Source organism: Thermoactinomyces sp. FSL K6-2592, from assembly GCF_038006465.1.
GTDB lineage: Bacteria > Bacillota > Bacilli > Thermoactinomycetales > Thermoactinomycetaceae > Thermoactinomyces > Thermoactinomyces vulgaris.
In genome coordinates this window covers 543,741-559,502 of the sequence record NZ_JBBOVH010000001.1, presented here as the reverse complement: position 1 = coordinate 559,502, position 15,762 = coordinate 543,741, and the positions used below count along the sequence as shown (strand labels likewise).

Genomic DNA, 15,762 nt, shown 5'->3' with positions numbered 1-15,762 from the left:
ACTTCGACGAACTCCATCCCTGTAGCCACTCTTTTTAGCTCCACATATCCATTCCCTGTAAATTTCCTCCGGATTGATACTGAAAAAGATCCGGAAATGATCAGTGCTTTTATATCAAATCCGGATCCAATGTCTTTCTGTCAATCTTTTTTCATCCATGCCACGCACTCCACGTATCTCGAGTGTTGACGGCAGACAAATTATAAAAAATGAGATGAAGTGGTGCATTATCACTTCTTTTCAATACCTTTTATGTTACGGATCCGATTGTGGAGGTGAACCAATAAAAGAAACAAAAGAAATTTATGATACCTTAGCTCAATGGAGATTTGAAAAGTATGTAAAATAAAAAGGCTCTGTTACTAAATATGGTTGATCTTTTGTGTAATTGTAAAGGAGACGTTATTTCCTCTACAAACCGGGATTTGCGCATTTAACTTAGTTCTGACATATACGAAAATCAGATCTGTCTTGTTTTACAATAATATCTCATTATAAAAGTTGATATAATCATTGATAGCTTCTTCAAAATACGGATTTAAATAAATATCAAAGTGTCCGCAATCATACTGTTTACAAGTTGAGTATTTCGTGTTTCCTGCAAGTTGTATGGTTTTTTCTGCAGGAGCCAATGAATCTTTTGAACAAACCGCAACATAAATCGGATTGTTGATTTTGCTGAAATATTTGCCGGGAGAATACTTGACAAATTCAAGTAATGTTCTTGCTGGTGCTTCATTTCTAAATTCTGCATCTCCAATAAATCTCTTTGTGGTTTCCTCATCGGCTTCCATAAACGCATTTTCTCCCTTGTATGTGGAGAGTTTCAGCATGACGGGATGATATCCTCTTATACAGGATAATAAGTCAGCAATAACAAAAGGTACTTTTTTCAGGATATAAGGCAGGGATACCATTTTTACGGTGGCCATGGTATCCGTATATGGACATTGTGCTACTGTTGCTTTAATATCATTTCTGTGTGCCGACAGCCATATTACATGCCCACCGCTGAATGAAGTGCCAAAGAGCAAAAGATTCTCTCCATCAATGCGATTGTCTTTTTTGACATATTCGATGGCATTATTCCAATCTTCGAGCTGCATTTTTACATTTATCAGTTGTCTTTTATTGCCGTCACTTGCCCCAAAGTTACGATAGTCAAATAAAAAGCAAGCGTATCCTGCTTCTGCAAATCTTTCAGCGTATTCATATAAACGCATTTCACGAGTTCCACCCAATCCGTGAGCCATTACAATTATGGGGCATTTTTTATCGCTTGCTGGTAAATACAACCATGCACTGCATCTTGTTCCCTTGGAATAAAAGTCAACATCTTCCCGCTGAAATGAATTTCCCATAATTACCTCCTTTCAATATCATTCAATAAATTCTGATTTATCTGAATCCATGAGACGAACGAATTGCTGGCCTCTTGGAATTTGACTGCATTTTTCAGACCTCAATGTAATCTGTGGTAGTTGTTAATATACTGGATATTATAAATGCCATTCTTGCTCTTTCCTGTTTTCAACTGTACTAATTTATTTCCGTTTATATTTGAAAACTTAACATATGAATTCATTTTATTCCCTTAAAAAAATATATAATAAATAAACTTTATATTCTTAATTTTAATATAAATATCGACCCTTTGTCAAAGGGTATAGGTTAACGCGCAAGCGCGTTTGCTCAGGTCTTTAGGATCGTGTTGTTCCCGCAGGACTTTGAATATGCTACGGAGCATGACACCGCAGAAAAATACGAATGTATTTTTTTGAGTCGCTGCCAAAAGCAGAAACTCCCTGAACAAAGTCAGACCGTTTCGACTCCTTCTGGAGGCACAGTTATTGTAATTTGTAATGGGTATATGGCAAATTATCAAATATAAAAAGATATTTACGGCTTGAGTCAATGAAATTATTGCTCTAATGACACTATATTAAAAGAAATAGACCCCCCCAAGGACAGGTTAAGGCCTATTTCTTCACATCTTTTTATTCTGGTTAATTTTCTAATTTCAACATTGCAACATTTTCTATGTGCCCGGTCTGCGGAAACATGTCCACCGGTTGCACTTCCTGCACCCGGTACCCGCATTCTGCGAGGTATTTTGCATCACGGGCCAACGTGGATGAATTGCAGGAAACATAGACGAGCCGCTCAGGCTGCATGGAAACGAGGGTATCGAGCAGCACCCGGTCACAGCCTTTTCGCGGCGGATCGACCACCACGACATCCGGGCGCATCCCTTCTTTGTACCATCGGGGCAACACTTCTTCCGCGGCTCCCGTTTCAAACGTGACATGATCCATGCCGTTAATTTTCGCATTTCTTTTTGCATCCCGGACAGCGGCGGGGACAATCTCCACCCCGTACACCCGCTTGGCGTTTTGCGCCAGGTACAAGGCAATGGTTCCGATTCCGCAATAAGCATCGATCACGACTTCATGGCCGGTCAGGTCGGCATACCGGGCCACTTGATCATACAGCACTTGGGTCTGCACGGGATTGACCTGGAAAAAGGAATGCGGCGAAATGGCAAAGGTCACTTCCCCGATCCGGTCGCAAATGACATCCCGGCCCCACAACACTTCATTTTCCGGACCCAAGACCACATTGGTCCGTTTGGAATTGATGTTTTGGATCAATGACTTGAGCGCGGGAAACTCTTTTCGCAACGCCTCCACCCATTTGTCACGATGCGGCAGTTTTTTGCCGTTCGTCACCAGCACAATCATCATTTCCCCGGTGTGAAAACCGGTGCGAACCATCACATGCCGCAAGCATCCCTGGTGTTTGGTTTCGTCATAAACGGGGGTTTTCAGTTCCCGGGCCAGTTCTTTGACTTTCCGGACAGCTTGATCATTGGCTTCATGCTGGATGAGGCAGGCCTCCATATCCACGATCCGGTGCGATCCGGCCGCATAAAAACCGGCTTTCACTTTCCCGTCCTCCCATCCCAAAGGAACCTGGGCTTTATTGCGGTACCGCCATGGGTCTTCCATGCCCAACACGGGGAGAACCGGCACCTGCATGCCGCCGATCCGCTCAAAATGATCCGCCACCTGTTGCCGTTTATACTCCAGTTGGGCAGGATATTGCAAATGTTGGATCTGGCATCCCCCGCATTCATGGTAAATCGGGCAAGGGGGCTCCGTCCGGCGGGGATGGCTTTTCAACACTTGGATCGCCTCGCCCTTCCCGTATGTTTTTTTCACCACTTGAACGCGGACGCGGACTTTCTCATCCGGAACCGTTTGCGGAACAAAGATGGTGAATCCCTGGTATTTCCCGACACCGGCTCCGTCATGGGACAAGCCGGTGATTTCCATTTCAATCACATCGCCTGTTTTTACCGGCGGATTTGCTTTCTTCATCCGAACAACTCCTTCATAAAAAAACGTTCATCAACCCGGATGAACGGCGACTATGGACAAAAGATCTGCAAGTGGCGCGGCAGCATTTTCACCTTACCGGAAAGCTCCCCTCCCCACTCCCCGTCCAAATTTAATTTCAGGGAAATCGGGGTGTTGATCTCGAGCTCATCCGTTTGGAAATAAATGATTCTCGAATCCCGGATATGTTCCCCTTTACGGGCCAGGGCAGCCAAGTGCAACAAGTCGGGGATATTGGCTTTGGGAATGATGAGCACATCAAACAAACCGTCATTCAGACTGGCTTCGGGAGCGAGCCGTTCAAATCCCCCGACAGAGACGCTGTTGGCAATGATGATCAGCCAGATTTCCGACTTCCATTTCCCACGGGGCGTTTGAAGCTCGACCGGGAAAGGATGATGAAGGCTCCCCAGCTTTTCGATCGCTTTGGCGTAATAAGCCAACGGCCCCACCATGGACTTTAAACGGCTGGGCGCCTCATAGGTGACTTCCGTCAACCGGCCGGCTGCCGCCACATTGATGAAATATTTATCTCCAAACACACCGACATCCACATCGACGGTGTTTCCTTTGGCAATTACTTTGCAAGCTTCTTCCAAATCCCGGGGAAGTTTTAAAGCCCGGGCCAGATCATTTGTGGTTCCTCCGGGCAAAATGCCGAGTGCGGGAGGGTTTGGAAACTCCGCCAACCCGTTGACCACTTCATGAATCGTCCCGTCCCCGCCGGCGGCAATCACCACGTCCTCTCCCCGTTTTGCGGCAATGCGGGCTTCCCGGGTGGCATAACCCCGTCCCGTGGTGGCATGGCAGGAGGTTTCATATCCGGCCTGTTCCAATACCGCGATCAACTGCGGCAACTTCCTGGCTATCATTTCCCTTCCGGCTGTGGGATTATATATCAGTCGTGCCCGTTTCATAGAGCCAGCTCCTTTGGACTTTCAAAAAAATTGCCGTCATTTTTCCTTATTCCGTTGGAACAAACACCTAGTTACTAGTTTACCCAACACCCCTGCCCACTTCAAAGTGAATATTTCGTTATAGAAAAAGGCTTGCGGGAAATTCCCACAAGCCTGTCAATGTCCGGGTCAATGGGGCAGATAAACCAGTTGGAAAAAGAACAGGACAGCAAAGAGATACACCAGCCAGTGAACTTCTCTCCACTTGCCGCGGAAGATTTTCATCAGCGGATAGGTGAGAAAGCCCAGCGCAATTCCCGTGGCGATGCTTGACGTCAGCGGCATGCTCAAAATCACCATAAATGCCGGGAATGCCTCATCGATCTCGTTCCATTGGATATGGCTGACATGGCTCATCATCAGGGCGCCGACCACAATCAAAGCCGGGGCCGTGATGGCCGCAATCCCGGACACGGATTGAACCAACGGGCTGAAAAAGGCGGAAAGGGCAAACAACACGGCCACCACCACGGCTGTCAACCCGGTTCTCCCGCCAGAAGCCACACCGGAAGACGATTCAATATAGGCCGAAGTCGGACTGGTTCCAAAAACGGAGCCCGTCAAGGTTGCGACCGAATCGGCCAGCAGGGTCCTTTCCCCCCGGGGAAGCACTCCCTCCTTCATCAATCCGGCTTGTTTGGCAACCCCCAAGACAGTGCCGGTGGTGTCAAACAAAGTGACCAGCAAAAAGGAAAAGACCACTGCATACAAACCGTAATCAAACACGATTTGAAACGCATGAACCGGATTGTCCACCACGAGCCGGTTTGGAATCTCGGGAGCCGACACAATGCCGCTGTCAAAAGAAAGCTGTCCCGTCAAATAAGCAATGATTCCCGTCCCGATCATCCCGATAAATAAAGCGCCATTAAGATTCAAGGCCATACAAGCCAGTGTGATCGCCAATCCGGCCAGCGTAAGCAGCGCCGAAGCAGAATGAAGATTGCCAAGCGCCACCAAATTGGAGGGATGGTCTTGAATCAATCCCGACATTCGCAAACCGATGAAAGCAATAAACAATCCAATGCCTGCGGTGATCGCGCTTTTCAAATTGGAAGGGATCACTTCAATCAGCTTGGTCCGAAGCGGCGTCAACGAAATCAGAACAAAGAGAATCCCCGCGACAAAGACCGCCGCGAACGCTTCTTCATATCCCAATCCTTGATGGGCTTTCACCACGGAATAGGCAAAATATGCATTTAAACCCATCGCCGGAGCAATGGCAATCGGGTAATTTGCGAACAATCCCATGACCAGCGTTCCAACCACCGTCGCAATGATGGTGGCAAAGAAACTCAACGAAAAGGGAACCCCGGCATCCGCCAAAATAATCGGGTTCACCACCATAATATAAGACATGGTGAAAAAGGTGGTCATTCCTGCAATGATTTCTTTTTTAACGGAAGATCCGTGTTTTTCCAATTGAAACATGGATGAACTCCCCCGAAAAAACGAATATTATTAGAAGCACAGATATATATTATTCGTTTTATGTATAAAATGCAAGAAAAAAACCCCGGAAATGATATCCCGGGGTCTCCAAATTATTCTTTTGTCCACTCCGTATGGAACACGCCTTCCCGGTCAATGCGCCGGTAAGTATGAGCTCCAAAATAATCGCGCTGGGCTTGCAACAGGTTGGCCGGCAATTTCTCAGAGCGGTAACTGTCATAGTAGTTGATGGCACTGGCAAAAGCCGGCACCGGAATGCCGTTTAACACCGCCGTTGCCACCACTTCCCGCCAAGCTTGCTGATACTCTTCCACAATCCCTTTAAAGTAGGGGTCCAAAAGCAAGTTGCTCAAGTTCGGATCCCGGTCATATGCCTCTTTGATATTTTGCAGGAATTGGGCACGGATAATGCATCCGCCACGGAAAATCATCGCGATTTCCCCGGGTTTTAAATCCCAGCCAAATGCATCGGATGCAGCTTTCATTTGGGCAAATCCTTGGGCATACGAACAGATCTTGCTGGCATAAAGGGCTTTGCGGATCGATTCGATCAATGCTTCCCGGTCCTCGATCACCGTATGGCAGCCGGTTTTCGGCCCTTTTAAGACCTGGCTGGCTTTAACCCGCTCTTCTTTCATGGCCGACAAAAAGCGGGAATAAACCGACTGGGTGATAATGGAGAGCGGGACGCCGAGATCCAAGGAGCTTTGGCTCGTCCACTTTCCGGTTCCTTTTTGCCCGGCGGTATCCAGGATCAATTCAACCAACGGCTGTCCGGTTTCCTTATCGACTTTGGTAAAGATGTCTGCCGTGATTTCGATCAGGTAACTGTTCAACTCGCCTTGGTTCCATTCTTTAAAGACCTCATGCAATTCCTCGGCATTCATGTTTAACAGATGTTTCAACAAATGATAAGCTTCGCTGATCAATTGCATGTCGCCGTATTCGATGCCGTTGTGAACCATTTTTACATAATGTCCGGCTCCGTCCGGGCCAATATAGGTGCAGCAGGGATCGCCGTTTACTTTGGCGGAAATGTCGGTCAAAATATGTTGGACCTTCTCATAGGCTTCTTTGGATCCTCCCGGCATAATGGCCGGTCCGTGCAGAGCTCCTTCTTCCCCTCCGGACACCCCGGCCCCGATAAAATGAATCCCGGTGGCTTCCAATTCTTTGCTGCGGCGAATGGTGTCCTCGTAAAAGGCATTGCCGCCGTCAATCACGATATCGCCGGGTTCCAGGTATTTTTTCAGTTGTTGAATCATGTCATCCGTCGGTTGGCCGGCTTTGACCATCAACATGATCCGGCGCGGCCTTTGAAGAGACTGAACAAATTCTTCCATGGTATATGTACCAACGATATTCAAATCGCTGTGTTTTTCGGTCAGCTTTTTCGTCCGCTCCGGAGAACGGTTGAAGACAGATACGGTATAACCTTTGCTTTCCATATTCAAAGCCAGATTTTTGCCCATCACTGCCAGTCCGATTACTCCGATATGACTTTTTGCCATGAACGACACATCCTTCTATAAATGTAAAGTATTGTTCATCTTTAATAATTAATTATAACAAAAACAAATTCATTCTTCTTCAAATCGGGAAAAACGGAATCTGAATCTCAAAAGCCCGCTCCACCATCCACAAAATTCCCAACACCGCCATCACCGCCGAAACCCACCGGATGGCCCGGCGCTCAAGCGCCCCGTTTTGCATGCGGATCCGCCGGAGCAACGGGAACACAAGGGAAACCACCAGCAATTGCCCGATTTCAATCCCCGCATTAAACGAAAAAAGGGCGGTGAGAAAATTGGTTTTGGGCAAGTGGATATCGGCCAGCGAACCGGCAAACCCGAGACCGTGAATCAATCCGAAGAAAAACGTCACCGTCAGTCGATGAGGGTATGTCCGGAAAAAGAAATTCTCCACTGCAACATAAACAATGGTCAGTGCAATCAGCACTTCCACCCACTTGGAGGGGGCTGCAATAATGTCCATGACGGCCAAAATCAACGTGATGGAATGGGCAACGGTGAAACAAGTAATCACCTTCAACAAGTTTTTCGCGTTTCCCGCGACCACCAGAAGACCCGCCAAAAAAGCCAAGTGATCAAACCCAAACCAAATGTGTGTCATTCCCATATAAACAAACTCTTTGGCCGTCAGCCAAACCGACAAATCCGTTTGTTTGGAAAAAGTCAGATGCCGGTTGTCATCATGAAAAACATAATGCCCTTCCTGATCCCCGTTATGGATCTTGACCACGTTTTGGTGTTGGCTTTTGTTGAATTCAAAAAACATTTGATAGGACAAATCCACTTTGCCAACCGGTTCCGTGGAAACAAACACTCCCTCCACCCTGTAGTGCCCCGGTTCCGGCCGGGTGATTTCTTTCAATGTGAATGGCATCGGACGGTTATTATTTTTTGCAACAAACCGTGTTTTTATATAGCTTTCGATTTGATTCTCCTGTTCTTCACGCACTTTATTTTCCTTCAGCACCAGCTGCTTCCCCGCCACCTGTTCCAACAGGGGCTCATTGATCAGCATCGAGACATGAATTTGATTGCCTTCGACCGAAAGATCCGTAGACACCAGATGCAACGGATGGGCCTCTGCCGGCAACAAAGGCAAAAAAACGATCATCCACAATAAAAATCCCATCCATCCCCAATAACGGATTTTCTCCATCCTCTCTCCTCCCACATCATTTCGTATAATTCCGGGCCATTTCCATCAAACTAACAACGTACCAAGAAACAGGAGGGATTAAATCATGAAACGCGTTGCAGTGGAAGCCGGATTATCGCCCGTCCGTGATTACTTGAGCCAAAGAGGTTTCCAAGTGGAGGAATATCAAGCGGAATCACTGCAAAATCAAGGTAATTATGCCGCAATTGTCATATCCGGACAAGATCAGAATTTAATGGGCATGCAAGACCAAGTGGAAAACTGTCCGGTCATCAGCGCAAGCGGCCTGACCCCGGAAGAAGTTTGCCGGAGGATTGAACAAATTGCCGGATCTTAAAGAAAAGACCAAGTCATCTGTTATGACTTGGTCTTTTTCTTCAGGTCCTCCACCATGGCCTCCATCCAATGGGAAACCCCCGGATCCGGCAAGTATGCCGACCTGAGGTATTCCACCTTCAATCCTTCCAAACGGGAGGGAATCAGTTGGTCAGTGAAGTACCCCTCGCTTAAAAACAAAGGCAAAACCAACACCCGGTATTTCTGACTCAAAGCATCAGCCCGTTTTCGCAATTCGTCCGATGAAAGGGAGGCAGAGGTGATACAGGCCAAAGGAAACTTTCGCCGCAGCTGCTTCACCAATCCGTTCACTCCGGCTTCCCACTTCTCTTTGAAACCAGGCAATCCATTTCCGTGTCCCACCAGCAAAACCGCCTCTTCCTCCGGTTTCCGGATAAGAGCTTGGATTCTTTTGGCCAACATTTCCGCAATGTACGGATGGTCGTCCATCGCGGGACTCATCGCCACTTTGGCATGCACGTTCAACGGTGCGGCATCGGATGCGGCCGGAAGACGGCCGGTCAGCCCCAACATAAACCGGATTTCTTCAATATGTTTGCTGCCGGAAGAAGCAAACAAAGGGATGGCGAAAATCCGGTTTACCCCTTGGGCTTCCAATGCATCAATTCCGTCTTGAATCTTCCGCCCTTTCACCAGTTCCAAAAAACCGACCGTAAGCGGATGGTCCGTTTTTACCTGTTTTGCGGCATCATCAACCAACCGGACCCACTGTTTGCTTCTGGAACCATGAGCAATCACCAGCACCCCGATTTTTTCCGCCATCACACATCCCCTTATTTTGAATGATCTGCCACTTTCTGCATGGATTTAAATGTCAAAAGAGCAAAAAAGAAGCTGATCATCCCATTCATCAGGCCTTCCGCATAAAAAAAGACCTGAGCCACTCCGTTTAAAGCCAGCAAAAAAACCGTCACCCAATAAACCGGTTTGGGAAACGCCCGGGCCGTCCGTTCATAATAAGTCAACAAAAAGTACAACGCAAAAATCAAAAAAGTAACCGCTTCATAAGGAGCCGGCACCAAAAATAAAAAATAAACCCCCGCCCCCAACAGAAGCGCAATAATCACAAGATGAAAAAGCAGCACAACCAAGCCTCCTTCTGATTAGAAAGAAGCCCGCCGAAAGGCGAGCTTTTTAATTGGACGATTGAATTTGTTTTAAGATCAACTCATTCACCAATTTCGGATTGGCTTGGCCCCGGGTTGCTTTCATCACCTGACCAACCAGGAAACCAAGCGCCCGGTCTTTTCCGTTTTTAAAGTCCTCAACGGATTGCGGGTTGGCGGCAATCACTTTTGCGACTTCCTCTTTCAGCTTCCCTTCGTCACTGATTTGGACCCATCCTTTTTCTTTCACGATGGTGCCGGGGTCTTTTCCGGTATCCAGCATTTCCTTGAACACTTTTTTCGCGATTTTGCTGCTGATGGTTCCTTTTTGGATCAATAAGATCATTTCAGCCAAATGAGCCGGTGTCATCCGGATGGCTTCGATTTCAATGCCTTCCCGGTTCAGGTATCCCAACAGTTCAGTGATAATCCAGTTGGAAGCCAGTTTCGGATCCGCTTTTTTCGTCACTGTCTCTTCATAAAAATCGGCAACGGCTTTGGAGCTGGTCAAAATTCCCGCATCATAATCACTGAGCCCGAACTCTTTTTGGTACCGTTCTTTTCGCTGATCCGGCAATTCAGGGATGCTTGCGCGGATTTCTTCTTTCCAAGCTTCGTCAATATGAAGCGTAACCAGATCCGGTTCGGGGAAGTAACGGTAATCGTGCGCTTCCTCTTTGCTGCGCATGGTTTTCGTCCGGTTTTCCTGTTCCAGCCAGCGCAAGGTTTGTTGCACCACTTTTTCGCCGCGGTCCAAAATTTCCTGTTGCCGTTTTTGTTCATATTCCAGCGCTTTTTCCACGTTTTTGAACGAGTTTAAGTTTTTCATTTCCGTCTTGGTGCCGAATTCTTTTTGGCCGACCGGACGCAAACTGATATTGGCATCGCAACGCAACGAACCTTCTTCCATCCGGACATCGGATACACCCGTGTACTGGATGATCGTTTTTAATTTTTCCAAGTAAGCCCGGGCTTCGGCCGGTGAACGGAGATCGGGTTCGGATACAATCTCAATCAGCGGCACGCCCACACGGTTGAAATCAACCAGGGAACCGTCGCCGTTATCGCTGTGATTGAGCTTTCCGGCGTCTTCTTCCAGATGCAAGCGCGTGATTCCGATGCGTTTCTTTTTTCCGTCAACTTCGATTTCAATCCATCCGTTTTGGCCGATCGGTTGATCATATTGAGAGATTTGGTAAGCTTTCGGGCTGTCCGGATAAAAATAGTTTTTCCTGTCAAACTTGCTGTATTCGGCAATCTCACAATTCAGGGCCATGGCGGCTTTCATCGCGAAATTCACTGCTTGTTTGTTCAATACCGGAAGCACGCCGGGATGCCCCAGGCAAACCGGACAGGTATTCGTGTTGGGGGGAGCTCCGAACTCAGTCGAACAACCGCAAAAGATTTTGGATTTCGTGGACAGTTCGACGTGAACTTCCAAACCGATGACTGTTTCATATTTACTCATTCTGCGTTCCCTCCCACCATCGGAGCCGGCAATGACTCAGTTTGTTGTTCATAGGCATGAGCCACGCGCAATACCGTCGATTCGGCAAAAGGCTGGCCAATGATCTGCAAACCAACCGGCATGCCGTCTGCCAGACCGCACGGAACACTAATGGCCGGCAATCCTGCCAGATTGACCGGAATGGTCAAAATATCGTTCATATACATGGTCAGCGGATCGTCCGCCTGTTCGCCGATTTTAAAGGCCGTTGTCGGCGTGGTCGGTCCGACAATCACGTCAAATTGCTTGAATACGTTCTCGAAATCCTGACGGATCAATGTTCTCACTTTTTGTGCCTTTTTGTAGTAAGCATCATAATAACCGGAGCTGAGGGCATAAGTTCCGAGCATGATCCGCCGTTTCACTTCGGGACCGAAGCCCTGACTGCGCGATTCCAGATAAAGATCCAACAAGTTTTTCCCGGTTTTGCGAACCCCGTACCGCACGCCGTCAAAGCGGGCCAGGTTGGAAGAGGCTTCCGCCGGGGCAATGATGTAGTAGGCCGCTACCGCATATTCCATATGGGGAAGGGAAACTTCCTCCACATGTGCGCCCATTTTTTCCAGCTGGTCAATCGCTTTTTGAACCGTTTCACGTACGAAAGGATCAATACCTTCTCCCAACATTTCTTTGGCCACGGCCACCTTCATGCCTTTGATCTCTCCGGTCAAAGCGGACAGATAGTCCGGCACTTCTACCGGGGCCGAGGTGGTGTCATGAGGATCGTGACCGGAAATGGCTTGCAAGACATAAGCGGTGTCTTCCACGTTTTTCGTCAACGGCCCGATTTGATCCAACGAAGAGGCAAAAGCCACCAAACCATAACGGGAAACACGCCCGTAGGTCGGCTTCATGCCAACCACGCCGCAATATGCTGCCGGTTGGCGGATCGATCCGCCGGTATCCGATCCCAGTGAGAAATAGACTTCGCGGGCGGCCACCGCTGCGGCCGAACCTCCGCTGGATCCTCCGGGTACCCGGTTTAGATCCCACGGATTGCGGGTCAAGTGGAGAGAGGAGTTTTCCGTGGAGGAACCCATCGCAAATTCGTCCATGTTCATTTTTCCCACCGTCACCGCTTCGGCCTGTTCCAATTTATCCATCACCGTGGCGTTATAGATCGGCTGGTAATTGGACAAAAGCTGGCTGGCACACGTCGTGGTCATGCCTTCGGTGCAAATATTGTCCTTGATGCCTGCCGGTAAAGCGGCGAGCAGACCTTTTTCCGAAGCGTTTGCAAGCTTCTTGTCCAACTCCTCCGCACGCTTTCGGGCGCCTTCCGCATCCACGTGAACAAAAGCTTTCACTTGTCCGTCGACTTCTTCAATGCGCCGCAAGGATTCATTCACCAGGTCTGTGGCCGAAATTTCACGATCTGCCAAGCGTTTATGTATGCTCGTTATGGATTCATTAAACAGCGACATCGTTCTCCCCCTTACTCTTCAAAAACTGCCGGCACACGAAACATTCCGTCTTGATGTTCCGGTGCATTTTTCAATACTTTTTCCCGGTCCAGGGACGGACGCACTTCATCTTCCCGCATCACATTGATCATCGGTAAAACATGGCTGGTCGGTTCCACATGATCTGTGTCCAATTCGTTCAATTTATTGGCAAACTCCAAAATATCATTTAACTGGCTGGTAAACCGCTCCGCTTCCTCTTCACTTAATTTCAAACGGGCCAGTTCAGCCACTTTATAAACCTCTTCTTTGGAAATCGCCATCTCGTTCACCTCCGCTAAACAATCGCGTGCCTTATTATTCTTCCACTTTAACTTCTCACAGTATAGCATAAAACCGTAAATTTCATTAGTTTTTCTTTGGCTCCGTCCTTTTAAATACAGGTCCGTGGGAACCGAGACCTTATTTTTTGACGAAAACCGGAAATATTTTTGTCGAAATCATGAAAAATCTCCAGTATAATAATGATAAAATTCAATAAATATTTTGATGAATTCGATGAAGCAACGCCATTCAACCGGTTCGGACGAATTCTCATCAGCAGGAGGGTTGAAAGTGAAAAATCGACTATTGTCCATTCTCATATGGGGAGGAATATCCGTATTAGGCGCCGCCGGTTTGGCCGTTTTGGCCTTAAACCGCGGCGAATCGGTGAACTCATTTTGGCTGATTATCGCCGCCGTCTGCACCTATGCGGTTGCTTACCGTTTTTACAGCCGTTTTATCGCGCGGAAAATTTTCGAATTGGATGACAATCGGAAAACTCCGGCAGAAATTCATAACGACGGCAAAGATTATGTTCCCACCAACAAATGGGTGTTGTTCGGCCACCATTTTGCGGCCATTGCCGGCGCCGGTCCCCTTGTCGGTCCCATTTTGGCGGCACAAATGGGGTATTTGCCGGGAACGATTTGGATCATCGTCGGCGTGGTGCTTGGCGGGGCCGTGCAAGATTTTATCATTTTGTTCGGCTCCATGCGGCGAAACGGAAAGTCGCTCGGTGACATGGCACGCGAAGAAATCGGCCCGGTCGGCGGATTCACGGCTGCCATCGCCATTTTGGGAATTATGATTATTTTGCTGGCGGTTTTGGCATTGGTGGTTGTACAAGCGCTCGCACACAGCCCGTGGGGAATGTTCACCATTGTGATGACGATCCCCATCGCCATATTTATGGGCATTTACATGCGCTATCTGCGGCCGGGGAGAGTGCTGGAAGCCTCCATCATCGGGTTTGCCTTGTTGCTCTTGTCCATTTACGGGGGACAATATGTATCCGCTCATCCAGCCCTGTCTTCCCACTTCACGTTTGAAGGCACCACCATCGCCTGGATGATGATTATTTACGGCTTTGTCGCTTCGGTTCTTCCGGTTTGGCTTTTGCTCGCTCCACGCGATTATTTAAGCACCTTTTTGAAAGTGGGGGTCATTTTCGGACTGGCTGTCGGCATTCTCATTGTCTTGCCGGATCTTCAAATGCCGGCCTTAACCCAATTTATTGACGGAACCGGTCCCGTGTTCTCCGGCGATTTGTTCCCGTTTGTCTTTATCACCATCGCTTGTGGTGCCATTTCCGGATTTCACGCTTTGGTTTCATCCGGCACCACTCCCAAAATGATCGCCCGGGAATCCCATGCCACCATGATTGGATACGGAGGAATGCTGACCGAATCTTTCGTCGCCATCATGGCATTGGTCGCGGCATGCATCCTGACCCCCGGTGTGTACTTTGCCATGAACAGTCCGGCTTCGGTGATCGGAAATGACGTCATTTCGGCAGCCCGGGCCGTGACGGAGATGGGATTCACCGTAACGCCACAGGATTTGTCGCAACTGGCTGAATCGGTCGGTGAAAGCACCATTCTTTCCCGCACCGGCGGAGCTCCGACCCTTGCCGTCGGAATGTCCGTCATCTTTTCTGAAGTGATCGGCGGTCAATCGTTGATGGCATTCTGGTATCATTTTGCCATTTTGTTTGAAGCCGTGTTCATTCTGACCACCATTGATGCCGGTACCCGAGTGGGCCGCTTCATTTTGCAAGACTTGATGGGAAGGGTTGTCCCGAAACTGGGAGACACCAAGTTTTATCCGGCAAACATCCTGGCGAGCGCACTGGTCGTTGCCGGCTGGGGATACTTTTTATACCAGGGCGTCATCGACCCGTTGGGCGGCATTAACACGTTATGGCCCCTGTTTGGGATCGCCAACCAAATGCTCGCGGTCGTTGCGCTGGTTGTCGGCACCACTATTTTGATCAAGATGGGAAAAGCCGCCTACTCCTGGGTAACGTTCATTCCGCTGGGATGGCTGACCATCGTCACCATGACAGCGGGATGGCAAAAGTTGTTCCATTCCGATCCTTCGATCGGATTTATCGCGGCGGCCAACAAATATTCCGGAGCGATTGCCAACAACCAGTTGCTGGGTCCGGCGCAATCGATTGAAGAAATGAAACGCATCGTTTTGAACAATCAGATTGATGCCGTCTTAACCTTCTTGTTCATTGCTTTTGTGCTTGTGATTATTGTGGATGCGGCCCGCATCTGGTACAAGGTGCTGGTCAAACACGAACCCCTGTCGGCAAAAGAAGCGCCGTATGTTCCGCATCAACCCAAAACCGTGAAGGGGTGAATTTGAATGGTGAAATGGATCAAAAAATCCTGCCGGGCCATTGCTTTTTATTTAAATGAAATGGCCGGTGTCCCCAATTACAACCGATATCTTGAGCACCTTAAAAAACATCATCCGGACCAAACCCCGATGACAAGAGCCGAATTTTACCGCCAGGCCATCGATGAACGATACGGAAGCGGCGACATCCGCCGCTGTTGCTGA

At 48.4% G+C, this 15,762-nt stretch carries 14 protein-coding genes and 1 pseudogene; 3 read left to right on the top strand and 12 right to left on the bottom strand.

What is annotated here, in order from left to right:
- Positions 1-476 precede the first annotated feature (476 nt).
- The 7 genes and pseudogenes from NYE37_RS02895 to NYE37_RS02865 form a co-directional block, all read right to left on the bottom strand.
- On the bottom strand, positions 477-1,361 hold the full coding sequence (locus tag NYE37_RS02895) for an alpha/beta hydrolase (protein WP_037993075.1): 885 nt from the start codon (positions 1,359-1,361) through the stop codon (positions 477-479).
- A 113-nt stretch (positions 1,362-1,474) separates the two neighbouring features.
- Positions 1,475-1,591 (bottom strand): annotated as a pseudogene (locus NYE37_RS02890) (IS1595 family transposase); the annotation flags it as partial.
- A 415-nt stretch (positions 1,592-2,006) separates the two neighbouring features.
- Positions 2,007-3,380: a 23S rRNA (uracil(1939)-C(5))-methyltransferase RlmD gene (gene rlmD / locus NYE37_RS02885; RefSeq protein WP_340711753.1), complete on the bottom strand. Its 1,374-nt coding sequence runs from the start codon at positions 3,378-3,380 to the stop codon at positions 2,007-2,009.
- Between the two features lie 50 nt (positions 3,381-3,430).
- Positions 3,431-4,315 carry a diacylglycerol kinase gene (locus tag NYE37_RS02880; protein WP_037993079.1) on the bottom strand — a complete coding sequence of 295 codons (885 nt, stop codon included), beginning with the start codon at positions 4,313-4,315 and terminating at the stop codon, positions 3,431-3,433.
- A gap of 168 nt (positions 4,316-4,483) precedes the next feature.
- Positions 4,484-5,785, bottom strand: coding sequence for an NCS2 family permease (locus NYE37_RS02875; protein WP_037993081.1), 1,302 nt, complete (start codon positions 5,783-5,785; stop codon positions 4,484-4,486).
- Between the two features lie 113 nt (positions 5,786-5,898).
- A complete protein-coding gene (gndA, locus tag NYE37_RS02870; RefSeq protein WP_340711752.1) occupies positions 5,899-7,317 on the bottom strand; it encodes an NADP-dependent phosphogluconate dehydrogenase in 1,419 nt (472 codons plus the stop codon).
- A gap of 79 nt (positions 7,318-7,396) precedes the next feature.
- On the bottom strand, positions 7,397-8,494 hold the full coding sequence (locus NYE37_RS02865) for a HupE/UreJ family protein (RefSeq protein WP_340711751.1): 1,098 nt from the start codon (positions 8,492-8,494) through the stop codon (positions 7,397-7,399).
- A gap of 85 nt (positions 8,495-8,579) precedes the next feature.
- Between NYE37_RS02865 and NYE37_RS02860 the strand changes: the two genes are divergently transcribed.
- A complete protein-coding gene (locus NYE37_RS02860) occupies positions 8,580-8,831 on the top strand; it encodes a YkuS family protein (protein ID WP_037993084.1) in 252 nt (83 codons plus the stop codon).
- 20 nt (positions 8,832-8,851) lie between these two features.
- Here NYE37_RS02860 and NYE37_RS02855 read toward each other — a convergent pair whose 3' ends face one another.
- The 5 genes from NYE37_RS02855 to gatC are packed head-to-tail and all read right to left on the bottom strand — an operon-like array spanning position 8,852 to position 13,190.
- Positions 8,852-9,613, bottom strand: coding sequence for a sirohydrochlorin chelatase (locus tag NYE37_RS02855; RefSeq protein ID WP_198050859.1), 762 nt, complete (start codon positions 9,611-9,613; stop codon positions 8,852-8,854).
- 11 nt (positions 9,614-9,624) lie between these two features.
- Positions 9,625-9,936, bottom strand: a complete 312-nt coding sequence (locus NYE37_RS02850) for a hypothetical protein (protein WP_037993086.1) — start codon at positions 9,934-9,936, stop codon at positions 9,625-9,627.
- A 49-nt stretch (positions 9,937-9,985) separates the two neighbouring features.
- The gene (gene gatB / locus NYE37_RS02845) at positions 9,986-11,425 is read right to left on the bottom strand and encodes an Asp-tRNA(Asn)/Glu-tRNA(Gln) amidotransferase subunit GatB (protein WP_037993087.1); all 1,440 of its coding nucleotides are present in this window, start codon (positions 11,423-11,425) and stop codon (positions 9,986-9,988) included.
- Positions 11,422-12,888: an Asp-tRNA(Asn)/Glu-tRNA(Gln) amidotransferase subunit GatA gene (gatA, locus tag NYE37_RS02840; protein WP_340711750.1), complete on the bottom strand. Its 1,467-nt coding sequence runs from the start codon at positions 12,886-12,888 to the stop codon at positions 11,422-11,424. Before gatA ends, gatB begins: the two co-directional genes overlap by 4 nt.
- Positions 12,889-12,899: 11 nt before the next feature.
- Entirely contained in the window at positions 12,900-13,190 is a 291-nt protein-coding gene (gatC, locus tag NYE37_RS02835) for an Asp-tRNA(Asn)/Glu-tRNA(Gln) amidotransferase subunit GatC (protein ID WP_037993091.1), read from the bottom strand.
- Between the two features lie 235 nt (positions 13,191-13,425).
- Between gatC and NYE37_RS02830 the strand changes: the two genes are divergently transcribed.
- Together NYE37_RS02830 and NYE37_RS02825 are read left to right on the top strand one after the other, a co-directional pair.
- Positions 13,426-15,558, top strand: coding sequence for a carbon starvation CstA family protein (locus tag NYE37_RS02830; protein ID WP_082813549.1), 2,133 nt, complete (start codon positions 13,426-13,428; stop codon positions 15,556-15,558).
- A 6-nt stretch (positions 15,559-15,564) separates the two neighbouring features.
- The gene (locus NYE37_RS02825) at positions 15,565-15,762 is read left to right on the top strand and encodes a YbdD/YjiX family protein (RefSeq protein WP_198050861.1); all 198 of its coding nucleotides are present in this window, start codon (positions 15,565-15,567) and stop codon (positions 15,760-15,762) included.

Bases quoted from the DNA above. Each gene is read 5' to 3' on its own strand.
- NYE37_RS02860 (WP_037993084.1), top strand. From the start codon at position 8,580: ATGAAACGCGTTGCAGTGGAAGCCGGATTATCGCCCGTCCGTGATTAC.
- NYE37_RS02825 (WP_198050861.1), top strand. From the start codon at position 15,565: ATGGTGAAATGGATCAAAAAATCCTGCCGGGCCATTGCTTTTTATTTA.
- gatC (WP_037993091.1), bottom strand. From the start codon at position 13,190: ATGGCGATTTCCAAAGAAGAGGTTTATAAAGTGGCTGAACTGGCCCGT.
- NYE37_RS02880 (WP_037993079.1), bottom strand. From the start codon at position 4,315: ATGAAACGGGCACGACTGATATATAATCCCACAGCCGGAAGGGAAATG.
- gndA (WP_340711752.1), bottom strand. From the start codon at position 7,317: ATGGCAAAAAGTCATATCGGAGTAATCGGACTGGCAGTGATGGGCAAA.
- gatA (WP_340711750.1), bottom strand. From the start codon at position 12,888: ATGTCGCTGTTTAATGAATCCATAACGAGCATACATAAACGCTTGGCA.
- NYE37_RS02865 (WP_340711751.1), bottom strand. From the start codon at position 8,494: ATGGAGAAAATCCGTTATTGGGGATGGATGGGATTTTTATTGTGGATG.
- gatB (WP_037993087.1), bottom strand. From the start codon at position 11,425: ATGAGTAAATATGAAACAGTCATCGGTTTGGAAGTTCACGTCGAACTG.
- NYE37_RS02875 (WP_037993081.1), bottom strand. From the start codon at position 5,785: ATGTTTCAATTGGAAAAACACGGATCTTCCGTTAAAAAAGAAATCATT.
- NYE37_RS02895 (WP_037993075.1), bottom strand. From the start codon at position 1,361: ATGGGAAATTCATTTCAGCGGGAAGATGTTGACTTTTATTCCAAGGGA.
- NYE37_RS02830 (WP_082813549.1), top strand. From the start codon at position 13,426: ATGAAGCAACGCCATTCAACCGGTTCGGACGAATTCTCATCAGCAGGA.
- NYE37_RS02855 (WP_198050859.1), bottom strand. From the start codon at position 9,613: ATGGCGGAAAAAATCGGGGTGCTGGTGATTGCTCATGGTTCCAGAAGC.
- rlmD (WP_340711753.1), bottom strand. From the start codon at position 3,380: ATGAAGAAAGCAAATCCGCCGGTAAAAACAGGCGATGTGATTGAAATG.